The organism is Paenarthrobacter sp. E2MeOHC11, from assembly GCF_058744955.1.
On record NZ_CP196673.1, the window covers coordinates 4,528,930 to 4,541,118 of the forward strand.

9 protein-coding genes are annotated in these 12,189 nt (G+C 62.5%); 4 read left to right on the forward strand and 5 right to left on the reverse strand.

What is annotated here, in order from left to right; genetic code table 11:
- Window positions 1-37 precede the first annotated feature (37 nt).
- Complete coding sequence (locus ACSSVG_RS21000) at window positions 38-970, forward strand: aldo/keto reductase (protein ID WP_231340150.1); 933 nt, start codon at window positions 38-40, stop codon at window positions 968-970.
- A gap of 7 nt (window positions 971-977) precedes the next feature.
- Here the strand turns inward: ACSSVG_RS21000 and rfbA are convergent, their stop codons facing one another.
- Window positions 978-1,844 (reverse strand): glucose-1-phosphate thymidylyltransferase RfbA, encoded by an 867-nt coding sequence (gene rfbA, locus ACSSVG_RS21005; RefSeq protein WP_231340151.1) that lies wholly within the window; start codon window positions 1,842-1,844, stop codon window positions 978-980.
- A 53-nt stretch (window positions 1,845-1,897) separates the two neighbouring features.
- Here rfbA and rfbB point away from each other — a divergent pair, with 53 nt between their 5' ends.
- The 3 genes from rfbB to ACSSVG_RS21020 all read left to right on the forward strand — a co-directional run bounded on the left by rfbB (window position 1,898) and on the right by ACSSVG_RS21020 (window position 7,278).
- Window positions 1,898-2,896 (forward strand): dTDP-glucose 4,6-dehydratase, encoded by a 999-nt coding sequence (gene rfbB / locus ACSSVG_RS21010; RefSeq protein WP_231340152.1) that lies wholly within the window; start codon window positions 1,898-1,900, stop codon window positions 2,894-2,896.
- 54 nt (window positions 2,897-2,950) lie between these two features.
- Entirely contained in the window at window positions 2,951-4,309 is a 1,359-nt protein-coding gene (locus ACSSVG_RS21015) for a sugar nucleotide-binding protein (protein ID WP_492419264.1), read from the forward strand.
- Between the two features lie 191 nt (window positions 4,310-4,500).
- Window positions 4,501-7,278 (forward strand): WecB/TagA/CpsF family glycosyltransferase, encoded by a 2,778-nt coding sequence (locus ACSSVG_RS21020; RefSeq protein WP_492416115.1) that lies wholly within the window; start codon window positions 4,501-4,503, stop codon window positions 7,276-7,278.
- Here ACSSVG_RS21020 and ACSSVG_RS21025 read toward each other — a convergent pair whose 3' ends face one another.
- The 4 genes from ACSSVG_RS21025 to ACSSVG_RS21040 are packed head-to-tail and all read right to left on the reverse strand — an operon-like array spanning window position 7,279 to window position 12,158.
- Window positions 7,279-8,622, reverse strand: a complete 1,344-nt coding sequence (locus ACSSVG_RS21025; protein ID WP_492416117.1) for a hypothetical protein — start codon at window positions 8,620-8,622, stop codon at window positions 7,279-7,281. It abuts the gene before it with no gap.
- 10 nt (window positions 8,623-8,632) lie between these two features.
- Complete coding sequence (locus ACSSVG_RS21030; protein ID WP_231340156.1) at window positions 8,633-9,496, reverse strand: chain-length determining protein; 864 nt, start codon at window positions 9,494-9,496, stop codon at window positions 8,633-8,635.
- Window positions 9,484-10,935 carry an O-antigen ligase family protein gene (locus ACSSVG_RS21035; protein ID WP_253468257.1) on the reverse strand — a complete coding sequence of 484 codons (1,452 nt, stop codon included), beginning with the start codon at window positions 10,933-10,935 and terminating at the stop codon, window positions 9,484-9,486. Before ACSSVG_RS21035 ends, ACSSVG_RS21030 begins: the two co-directional genes overlap by 13 nt.
- 5 nt (window positions 10,936-10,940) lie before the next feature.
- Entirely contained in the window at window positions 10,941-12,158 is a 1,218-nt protein-coding gene (locus tag ACSSVG_RS21040) for a glycosyltransferase family protein (protein WP_492416120.1), read from the reverse strand.
- Window positions 12,159-12,189 lie beyond the last annotated feature (31 nt).

Consider the following 12,189-nt stretch of genomic DNA (forward strand, 5'->3'; position numbering starts at 1 on the left):
GTCATGAAGACTGGGAACTGCCCGTAAGCTAGCAGCTATGCAGCAGCGTTATGTCGGAAACAGCGGATTCCGTGTGTCCTCTTTGTCCCTCGGAACCATGTCCTGGGCCCAGGAAACAGATGAACAGGACGCGGCCGAAGTGCTGCACGCCTTCGTAGCTGCCGGAGGCACTGTGGTTGACACCGCAGCCTCGTACGCCCAGGGCCAGGCCGAAGCGATGCTGGGGTCCATGCTGGGCGATGTGGTGGCCCGCTCCGAACTGGTCATCTCCACCAAAGCCGGGGTGTCGTCGTCGGACTCCAGGCGCAGCATCAACGCCTCCCGCGGGGCGATGCTGTCCGCCCTGGACGCCAGCCTGGCCAGGCTGGGAACCGACTACATCGACATCTGGTTCGCCCACGAGTGGGACCCGAATGTTCCCTTGGATGAAACCCTTTCAGCGTTGGAACTCGCCCAACGCAGCGGCCGGGCCCGCTACGTCGGAATTTCCAACTACAACGGATGGCAGACAGCCAAAGCCGCCGCCGTGGCCGGATTCACACTGGTGGCAAACCAGTCGGAATACTCCCTGGTTCAGCGCCGGGCCGAGGAGGAACTGATCCCTGCCGTGGAAGACGCGGGGCTGGGGCTCATGGCCTGGGCGCCGCTGGGTCGGGGCGTCCTGAGCGGAAAATACCGCGGGCAGATTCCGGCCGATTCCAGGGCAGCGCAGAGCCGTCTCGCAGCCTATGTGGAGCCTTACCTCGAGCCGAAAGCCTCACGGGTGGTGGAGGCGGTGGCAATGGCTGCCCGCGGACTGGGGCGGTCTCCCCTGGACGTTTCCCTGAGCTGGCTGCTCTCGCGCCCGGGCGTTGCGACAGCTGTTGTCGGCGCCAGGAACGCCGTGCAACTCAAAGAACTACTGGACGCGCAATTGAGCGTTCTTCCCGCAGAAATTGCCCGCGCCCTCGAAGACGTGTCCGCCACGTAATTCGGTGCTATTGGCGGTCCAGGATGTCCAGAAGGTAGTTCCCGTACCCGCTCTTGGCGAGCTTGGCGGCCTGTTGGCGAAGTTCGTCGTCGTTCAGGTAGCCCATCCGCCACGCCACTTCTTCAGGGGCGCCGATCTTCAAGCCCTGCCGGTTCTCCGTGGTGCGGACGTAGTTTGAGGCGTCGTTCAGGTCGCTGAAGGTTCCCGTGTCCAGCCAGGCGGTACCCCGTGGAAATTTCTGCACGTGCAACTGGCCGAGTTCCATGTACTTGCGGTTGATGTCCGTGATCTCCAGTTCCCCACGCGGGGATGGTTGGAGGTCTTTCGCCATGGCAACCACGTTGTTGTCGTAAAAGTACAGGCCGGGGACGGCGTAATTGCTCTTCGGCACGGCCGGCTTCTCCTCGATGGAAACGGCCAGGCCGTCGTCGTCGAATTCCACCACTCCGTAGGCGGACGGGTCCTTGACCCAGTAACCGAAGATGGCGCCGCCGTCGACGTCGGCGTAGTGGCGCAATTGGTTGCCCATGCCGGGGCCGTTGAAAATGTTGTCCCCGAGGATCAGCGCCACTTTACCGCTGCCAATGTGGTCCTCCCCGAGGATGAACGCCTGGGCGAGGCCGTCCGGCGTCGGCTGCTCCGCATAGCTGAGGTTGATACCGAACTGCGATCCATCGCCAAGGAGCCGCTGGAACTGGGCTGCGTCCCCTGGCGTCGTGATGACCAGGATGTCTCGGATCCCTGCGAGCATCAGCGTGCACAGGGGGTAATAGATCATGGGCTTATCGAACACGGGAACCAGCTGCTTGCTGATTCCGAGCGTGATGGGGTGGAGCCGCGAACCCGTTCCACCTGCAAGAACAATTCCTCGCAAACCAGCCGTCCTCACCTGTGCCCAGTCTCGCCGCGGGCGGCTACTCTAGGGCCATGCAGAGAATCCTTGTCACCGGCGGGGCCGGATTCATTGGATGCAACTTTGTCCACTACATCATGGAGCACACCGGCCTGCATGTCACGGTCCTGGACAAACTGACCTATGCGGGCAGCATCGAATCGCTCGCCGGGCTGCCTCCCGAACGCTTCCACTTCGTCCAGGGCGACATCTGCGACGCCGACAGCGTGGACACGTTGACTGCCGCCGTGGACGCTGTAGTGCATTTTGCGGCCGAGTCACACAATGACAACTCGTTGGAGGAACCCCGTCCGTTTGTTGACACGAACTTGCTGGGTACCTTCACGCTCATTGAGGCCGCACGCAAACACGGCAAGCGTTTCCATCACATCTCCACGGACGAGGTCTACGGAGACCTGGCCCTGGATGATCCGCATCGCTTCACTGAAGATTCCGTGTATCGGCCGACCAGCCCGTATTCGGCTACGAAGGCAGGCTCGGACTTGTTGGTTCGCGCTTGGGTCAGGTCATTCGGCCTCCAGGCGACCATCAGCAATTGCTCCAACAATTACGGCCCTTACCAACACGTGGAGAAGTTCATTCCCCGGCAGGTCACCAACATCCTGGAAGGTGCCCGGCCGCGCCTTTACGGCAATGGGCTCAACGTCCGGGACTGGATTCACGTAGAGGACCACTCCTCGGCCGTGGTGGCGATTCTCGAACGCGGCCGCGTGGGTGAAACGTACCTGATAGGAGCCGACGGTGAACGATCCAACCGCGAGGTTGTGGAAATGATTCTTTCGCTGATGGGCCAGCCTCGCGATGCCTATGACCTGGTGGGTGACCGTCCCGGCCACGACCTTCGCTACGCCATCGATTCGAGCAAACTGAGGCGGGAACTTGGTTGGTCGCCGCGGTACTCGGATTTCGACGCCGGCATCGCTGACACCGTGAAGTGGTACAGGGACAACGAAGATTGGTGGCGTCCGCAGAAAGCTGGGACAGAATCCAAGTACGCGGGTCAGGGCCACTGAACAGTGGAGCCGGCACAGCAATTGCGGACAAGGGCTACACCCATCCCGGGCTTGATGCTTTTTGAGCTGCCGGTTCATGGGGATGACCGGGGCTGGTTCAAAGAGAACTGGCACCGGAAGAAAATGGCGGACCTTGGGCTGCCGGATTTCGGCCCGGTGCAGAACAATATTTCCTTCAATGCCGCCCGCGGCACCACTCGTGGCATTCACGCCGAACCATGGGACAAGTTCATTTCCCTCGCCTCCGGACGAATCTTCGGCGCGTGGGTGGACCTGCGGGAAGGAACCACCTTTGGGACACTGTTTTATGCGGAGCTGACAGCCAAGGACGCGATCTACGTCCCTCGGGGTGTAGGCAACGCTTTCCAGACGCTCGAGGACGGCACCGCCTACACCTACCTGGTCAACGACCATTGGAGCGCGGAGGCGCAGAAGGATTACACCTTCCTGAATTTGGCCGACGAAGCAGTGGCTGTCCCGTGGCCGATTTCCCTGGACAAGGCGGTCGTGTCCCCGCAGGACCGAAATCATCCGCGATTACCTGGAGTGGAACCCATGAAACGGCGGCGCACCCTGGTCCTTGGATCAAATGGCCAGCTGGGAAACGCACTGCGGACCGCATTTGCAGGTGACGAAACTGTGGAATTTGCGGACAGGGAGCAGTTCGACATCACGTTGGAAGCATCGTATGTGGCAACTGACTGGCGGAAGTATTCCACCATCATCAACGCAGCAGCATTCACGGGAGTGGACGCTGCAGAGACCGCCGACGGCCGGGCAGCTGCCTGGAGAATCAACGCAACCGCAGTGGCCCTGTTGGCGAGGACCGCCGTCGAACATTCGCTGACGCTGGTTCATATCTCCAGCGACTATGTGTTCGACGGCACGGCGGACATTCACCGGGAAGATGAAGACCCCACGCCGCTGGGGGTCTATGGCCAGAGCAAAGCGGCCGGGGACGCTGCTGTGGCGTCGGTGCCGCGACACTTTATTGTGCGGACCAGCTGGGTTGTGGGCGAGGGCCGAAACTTTGTGCGCACCATGGCTGCGCTGGCCGCACGCGGAACGTCACCGTCGGTGGTCGATGACCAATGGGGCCGTCTGACCTTCGCCACGGACATCGCGGCGGGCATCCGGCATTTGCTCGAAACCAACGCCCCCTACGGGACGTACAACCTCAGCAACAGCGGCGAACGGCAGTCGTGGGCGGACATTGCCCGGGAGGTATACCGCTTGTGCGGGGCCGACCCCGGTTTGGTGCAGTCCGTCAGTACCGCAGCGTATTCCGGGCCAGGCACGGCTCCCCGTCCCCGGAGCAGCATGCTGGATCTGTCGGGAATTCGAGCCAGCGGTTTTGATCCACCTGCAGCCGCCCCACGGCTTGCTGACTATGTGGCGGCACTGGAGCCCTAGCGGAGTCCGCCAAAACGGCCTAAAGTTGCCCTACGGCAGCCCACAATGTGGCAGGGCCGGGAGACAACTCAAGTGAACAAGTTGGTTGGGCAGCATTTGCTGTCCACGGCGATCCAAGCAGTGCAGCAGCATTGGATCGCCGGCTCAATTATTGTGCCCTGAGCTGGACCCCGAAGCCTGGAGAGCCGAGAATGCTGCTGCCAAAGATAGCGCCCCGACGAGGCGCACTCCCCCACCGTTCCACCGCCATCGATGCCGACGATACAGCGCTGCTGCTCACGGCGCCCAAGGGACCGGTTGCCAGCGACCAAGCCACTGCCAGTGACCAATTCGCGGAACAATCCGGGGCAGAGCAATGGGTGAACCTGGGCGGAGCACCAGTGAAACTCATGGACTTCGACAAGGCAGTGAGTGAAATCCTGGGCCGTGCGCACAACGGTGAAGCCAAGCCCTTGGGAGTCTGCTCGGCAAACCTGGACCACATCCAGCATTTCGGCCGTGGCAGCCGGTGGAGCGGCACGCTGGACCAGCCTGGACAAGTGGAATGGTTGACGTTGCTCGATGGTGCGCCGTTGGTTGCCGAAGCCGGGCGGATCACCGGCTCTGCGTGGCCCCGCCTGGCCGGCAGCGACCTCGTGGGACCATTGCTGGACGAGGCCGTACGCCGTGGTCTCCGCGTGGGATTCCTGGGCGGAAGCCCTCAGTCGCAGGAACTCATCCGGAACAGGTTCAGCCAGGAGCGTCCCGGTCTGGCAGTTGCAGGTTGGTGGGCACCTGAGCGTTCAGTGCTTGGTGATGTGAGCGCATCCTCGCGTTTGGCAGCCGAGATTGCCGCCTCCGAGGCGGACATTCTGGTGGTGGGCTTGGGCAAACCACGGCAGGAGCTCTGGATTGCCGAGTACGGGCAGCTGACGGGGGCCAAGGTGTTGCTCGCGTTCGGTGCCGTTGTCGACTTCCTCGCGGGCCGGATCACGCGCGCCCCGGTATGGGTCAGTACCCACGGCCTGGAATGGGCCTGGCGATTGATGCTGGAACCACGACGCCTGGCCCGGCGATACCTGGTGGACGGACCGCAGGCGTACTTCACCCTGCGGATGTCCAGTACTGCAGCGTTGCCCTCTTCGGTGCCCGGTTCGAGGGACGTGATCCCTGGGACCAAAGCCCCAGCCGTCCCGGAGCACGGGCCCAGCCGTGGTCCGGGATCGTTCCTGCCGGCAGCGTCAATGGCCGACGTCGCCGTGATTGTAGTGACCTACAACAATGCCGACGACGTCCAGGCCTTGGTCTCCAGCCTGCGTGGGGAAACAAAGGAGCAGTCACTGAAAGTGGTGGTGGCCGATAATTCCCCCGATGACCTCACCATGGCCGAACTGGCCCGGCATCCTGACGTCGTCGCCGTGAGCACCGGAGGGAACCTTGGATACGCCGGCGGAATCAATGCCGCTATGCGAATGGCCGGAGCAGCGGATGCCTACCTCATCCTCAACCCGGACCTGCGTGTGGAGCCCGGAGCGGTTGCTGCCCTGCGCCGAAGAATGGCACTCTCCGGCGCAGGAATGGTAGTTCCGGTCCTTCTGGACGACGACGGCAGCGTGTACCCGTCGCTGCGCCGCGAACCGGGCGTTCTGCGAGCGCTGGGGGATGCGGCCCTGGGCGGCCGGGTGCAGGGCAGGCCCGGGTGGTTGTCCGAGATGGATTTTGATCCTGAGAGTTACCACTATGCACACTGTGTTGATTGGGCGACGGGTGCGGCGCTGTTGATCCGTGCGGATGCGACAAGGGACGTGGGTGACTGGGACGAGCAGTTTTTCCTGTATTCGGAGGAGACGGACTATTGCAGGCGGGTTCGGGAGACGGGACGTTCGATCTGGTTTGAGCCTTCCGCCCGGATGTGGCATGAACGCGGGGGCTCCGGGACGTCGCCGCAGTTGACGGCGCTGATGTCTGTCAATCGGGTTCGGTATGCGGCGAAGTATTGCGGTCGACGCACGCTGGCGGCGTTCACTGCGGCGGTGTTGGTTTCGGAACTTGTCCGTCTCCATAAGCCTGGGCACCGTGGGGCTGCCCTGGCTGTGCTTGACCGGAGGCGGTGGCAGGGGTTGCCTCATGCCACCCGCGGTGGGCAGTCCCCCGTGTCGGACGAGCCGCCACCATCGGGCGCCGTCATCATTCCCGCGCATAATGAGGCCGCTGTAATCGCCAGGACCCTTGAGTCGTTGAAGGGCGTGATGGCGTGGGGCTCTGTTGAGGTCATTGTGGCGTGTAATGGCTGTACCGATGGGACGGAGGCCATTGCGTCGACGTTCCCGGGCGTGCGGGTCCTGTCCCTGGATGCTGCTTCCAAGACCGAGGCTTTGAATGCCGCAGATCAGGCGACGAACCGTTGGCCCCGCCTATACCTGGACGCGGACATCGAGGTCAGCACCGGGGCCCTCGAGTCGGTCCTGAAGGCCCTTGACGGCGGGCCGCTGCTGGCTGCCCGTCCGGCCTTCCGGTATGACACCAGAGGTGCTTCTGCGCTGGTGCGGTCCTATTACAGGGCCAGGAGCCGGGTACCCGGCAACGCCCAAGGCCTTTGGGGTGCGGGGGCGTACGCCCTCAGCAGGGACGGGCATGATCGGCTGGGCGCGTTTCCGGCCCTGACCGGGGATGACTACTACGTGGACCGGCTCTTCGCAGCGGAGGAGAAGGCAGTCCTGCCCACTGAGCCTGTGGTGGTGAGGACGCCGCGGACCAGGGTGTCCCTGCTTGCTGTCCTGCGGCGGAGCTATCGGGGAAATGCGCAGCAGGACGGGCAGGATTCGGCGACGACGTCTCGGACTGTGCGTGAACTGCTTTCCTCCGTCAGGGGTCCGTTTTCTGCAGTTGACGCCGCCGTTTACGCCGTCTTCGCTGCTGCGGGCCGCCGTCGTCCGCTGTTGGTTCGCAAGCCTGCTGCCGCCTGGGAGCGGGACGACAGCAGCCGCTAGTCAGAAGCCGCAGCTCCCGCCGCCTTCGACACGGTAGAGGTGCACGGCGTTTCCGTCGGAGAAGGTGTCTGTGAAACTGCCGTCCACCACGGGAATGGTCCGGTTCTCGTCGAGGACGACGGCGGTGCTCCCGCCGCACTGGACGTGGAAGGTTGCCTGCCCGCCGGCCTCCTTGTTGGCGCCGGCAAAGATGTAGACCTTGTGGTCGTGCAGTTTGGTGGTGAAGTCCACTGGGCCGGTGGCCGTGGTGGCGCCGTCGAGGAAGGGCCCGTTGAGGACGGGTGCAAGCTCTGAGATTTGTTTGTTCAGTGCCGTTACTGTTGGCCTGACCAGCGCGCCGCAGTCACGGAGTACGTGCTGGGAGATGCAGTCGCCCCCGAAGTTGTGGTTGAAGTAGATCACGCCGCGGGCGCCGTGGATCAGGCTGCTCCATACCGCTGCACGGATTTCGGGAGCGCTGATGGTTGTGGCGTTGGGCGAGTCCTTGAAGGGGTGTCCGGCCTCCACGAAGGCCCAGATGGGCGTAGTGTTTCCGCCTGCCTGCAGTTTTCGGATGCGTTCGATGGTCCAGCCGTAGTTAGCGGCGAGCCTGCATTCTTCCTGTGTGAGGTCTCGTGTGTACCCGACGATCGCGCCGCCTTCACCTTTGGCACAGATACTGGGGTCGGTGAACCAGTAGGTATCAGCCGAGACAACGTCCTGGATGCCTTTGAAGAACTCCACGGACTCCTCATCGGAAAGCCAGAAGGCCACGCCCTTGCCGTAGTTGGCATACAGCATGGCTCCTTGTGGTGCTACTGCGCGGCGTTCCTTCTGGACGGTGTAGCCGCATTTGCTTGCCTCCGGCACGCAGAGGGGCCCTTCGCCGGGATATTTGCCTGTCCACGGGGCGCTGCCCGGTCCTGCCCACATGTCCACTTCGTCGCTGAGGGCAAAGCCTGAGGCATCTGCGGAACTGAAGGTGGGGATGGCGTACATGCCAGACGCCTTGACCAGTTGGAGGTCGGAATTGGCGGTTAGCTCGACGTAGGTGTTGAGCCCGGCTTCCTTGTCCAAGGCGATATTCCCTTGGTCCAGGACACTTTCGAACCATACGGCGATGGGGAAATACGCTGGATCGGCGGGGAGGCTGCCGCTGAACTGTGCGTAATAGTCCGCGCCGCCATCGACGGGGCGCAACACCACTCCGTCAAAACCCGATGGAGTGCTTGCTGGAGTGGTGGGTGGACCGCCATTGGGTGTGTCCGGCCCAGTGAAGGGTGGAACGCCGCTTGCGGCAGCGACCACTATGACAAGGCTGGCGAGGACAGTTCCCCCCAGGATGCCTGCTGTCCTTGGTTTCACTGGTTGCCTTTCAGGCGGATGTTTCCTTTATGGGCGACTTGCCGTTGCTGTGGGACCGCAGGGATTCACTCAACGGCCCATTGGCGGCGAAGAACTGATCTGCTGGCGCGGGTTTCAGGACGTCACGGACTGTGAGCTCTTCGAGGCCGGGGAGGGTGGGCCGGCCGTTGGGGTCCTCGTCCTTGTGGTCCTGCGGGCGGCGGGACTTCTTGCGCCGCTCCCCTGCCGGCGCCGCAGAACGGGCCCGCGAACGTGACGACTCCAGGCCCCTGGCTATGGACACAGCGCCGAAGGTGAGCACAATCCCGGCCACGAGTACAACGATCAGCGAGCGGAGGCGGCTGGAAAACTGCTCGGTGGCGTTGTCGGGAGCGGCAACCATCAGCGATGTGTACAGGAAGCGTTCATTGGCTCCATTGATTGACTGGATGGCCAGGAGGTCCGCTTCCAGCCTGGAGCCGAGGGCCTTTACCGTGGCAACAGCCTTGTCCTTGCTCTCTGAAGCCGCCGAAATTTCGATCAGGAACGAGGCCGGCGGGCGCTGGACGGTGAAGTCCGTGCTCAGTCCGTCCCGAAGGAGGGCATCCCCGGTTGTATCGTCGTTCAGCCGTGTGCCCACTACTTGGGCAATCAGTGATGAATCCGCTGATCGAAGGTACGGGTTGTCCGAATTGAGGGAATTCAGCTCGGGATTCTTCTCCAACTCGGCAGCAGTAGGGATCTTTGGGTTGACGATCGCATACGTTGCCTTCGCCTCATACGATCGCGGGGCAAAGGAGTACACGTAGATGGCTGCCAGTGCCGTCACCAGCAGGACAGGCAGCACTATGAATTTGTGGTGCCACAACGTCTTGATGACTGCTACCGGGTCCATGTGATCGCCTCGACATTCGGAGTGGAAGGTTTTCGGTTGAGTCTGTACAGGGGCGGGCCGCTGTTGTTCTTCTCTGGAGCAGTGGTTTCCCGTAGCTCGATTTCACGGCGAATCATGATCCATGCGCCTCCTCCGAGGCCAATGATGAAGGGGTACATCAGGGCAAACACGGGAAATGCCATCGAGTCGAAGGTCAGCGAGCAACCGGCGGCCACCGCACCTGCAGCTGCCACTGCCCCGGCGAGGCAGCGGAGGGGTGGGATCCGGGAAGCGCGCGCTGCGATGAACGATGACATGGCCGGCAGGACGAGATAGGCCACCATGCCGATGAAGCCCACCAGGCCCAGGGTGACCAGGGAGTTGAGGTACTGGTTGTCCAAGATGTAGAGGGCGTTCTCCGGCATGTAGTTTCCGGGTCCAAGCCCCAGGAAGGGCAGTTCACCGAACATCTCGGCCACGCGTGGGTAGTTGTTGGTGCGCGTTGTGAGTGAGGGGTCGCTGTCCCCGGCGGTGAAAGAGGACGTCAGGGTTCCCACAAGTCCTGGGATTGCCACAAAAAGTGCCGCCATGGCTGCCGGGGCTGCTACTACTGCCCATCGCCGTGCTGAGCGGGGCAGGAACGGGATGAACACCACCATCCCCAGGAACAGTCCCAGGACACCGGACCTCGAAACGGTTGAGGCGATGGCGACAACCAGCAAGCCTGTACCCGTCCAGTGCAGCCATTTGTGGCCGGTCCTGTCGTAGATTGCCCGCCAGATCGACAAGGGCAGCAACATGGCGCAAACTACCGCCAGTTCAATGGAGTGGAAGGTGCTGCCTGCGACGCGTGTCATCAGCCCGCGTACTTGGAATGCCGTGTTTCCGCCGTTATCCGTGAATCCGGGCATTGCCTCCTGGACCCACAGCATCGGGTTGACACGGAAAAGGAATTGGACCAAGGCAATGAGGCAGCAAAAGAAGGCCCCGGCAAGGATTGCCCGCACCAGTGACATGGCGTCGTTGAGGGTGCGGACTGCCTCAGTGGCAACCAGGACTATCCCACCGCATGCGAGGATCAGGATCAGCCATCGGTCTGCCGCGGCCTGGGCGGAAACATTGGTGTTGCCGGTGAAGCCGGAGAACAGTGCCACATAGGACGCGCACGTTCCCACCCATAGCATTCCCAGCCCGAGCCGTCCCGGATGGCTGCTTTTCAGTGGATTGTGCAGTCCGAAAAGGGCCGAGCAGAGCCAAAATACCAGAAGCAGGAGGGCCAACATGATGGGAACGGTGCCCACTGCGCCTATTGGCTTCACCACCATGTTGGAGGGGAAGAAAAAGATTCCGAAGGCTGCGAATTTAAGCAGGAGGCCCACATGATTGGCGTCCCCCGAGGTGCCATCAAGATCTCCGGTTTGTATTTCCCTGGCCGGAGGGAACACGAGAAACTTCTTCATCCGCTTCATGCCCGGCCTCCGCGCAGTGAATGCAAGGGCGCCTGGTGAGGCATGGACGCGCATGAGTTTTCCAGCAGACGGGCGAATTCTTCACGTGTTTTGGACCAGTCGGGACGCTTCCTGCCCGCGATGGTTTGGGCGCGTTCCTCGATGCCGGGGGCGCCGACAACTTCTGCGAGCGCGGTGGCCAACCCGGTCGGGGTGGCAGGTGCCCACACGGCGTCGGGATCCCTGAGCAGTCCTGAGGCAAAGGCGGAATGGTTCAGGACTGGCACGTTTCCTGCTGCGAGGAGTTCCCCGGGGACCAGGGAGATGTTGGTGAAGGAAATAGCCAGGCCGGCAATGGTGCGGTTGTAAAGGCTATTCAATTCATTAGGCGTGAGGTTGCCGTGGTTCGTCACCGGAATATCCCACCCGGTAACGGTGTCTCCGTAGATGTGGATCTCCTGTTCGGGGTGGAGCGCATGGAAGCGTTCCAAAGCCAGCTTGGCCAGCAGATAGCCGCGCCGGTCGACCTTCCTTTTGGCGTAGTAGACCACTCCGGCACGGACGTTGCGTGGTGGGGGCTTGAGTAGTCGGTACGTGCCCGTGTCGCAGCCGAAAGGAACCACAGCGTGAGGGGGTTCGCCCAGTTCTGCTTGCATGACCTCGCCAATCATCCCGCCGAGGGCCACGTTGGTCAGTCCAAGGCGGTAGCTGTCCTCTGCCAGCGCGTAAAGGAATCCGCGCGGATAGAAGTATGGCTCGTAGTCCTGGATGAAATAGAAGAGGTGGACGCCGCCGGGTGCCCTTCCCGCGGCAACGTGTGCCGTGGGCCAGGAACTGGCAATAATGGCGTCCACCCCTTCCATCCCATTTGTGGCGCTGCGAACCCCGGCACGCAGCGCCGGCCAGTGGCTTCGGATGGTCTCTTCGTGACGGCTGATGTCGTCATCGTTGGGGTCGTAAAGGAACAGGGTGCAGAGGTGGCCGCGTTCTTCCATCTCCTCAACCATTCGGAAGAAGGTGGTGTGACCCCCGGAGCCGGGGGCAGGGGGTGTGCAGACCCAACCAACCCGGAGGCGGCCGGTCCTGGCGGGTACCGGTGATGACTGCAGTACTGGTGACTGCAATCGGGACTGCGGGTCCACGATGTCTTCCTCCCGCAAGGGAAGGCCCGGTTCGGCCAGATGCCAGGCACCCACAGCGGCATTCACGGCCTTGGCCGCTACGGTGCGTGCCACGGGCCGCAAGCCATCCCTGCGAAGCCGCTTC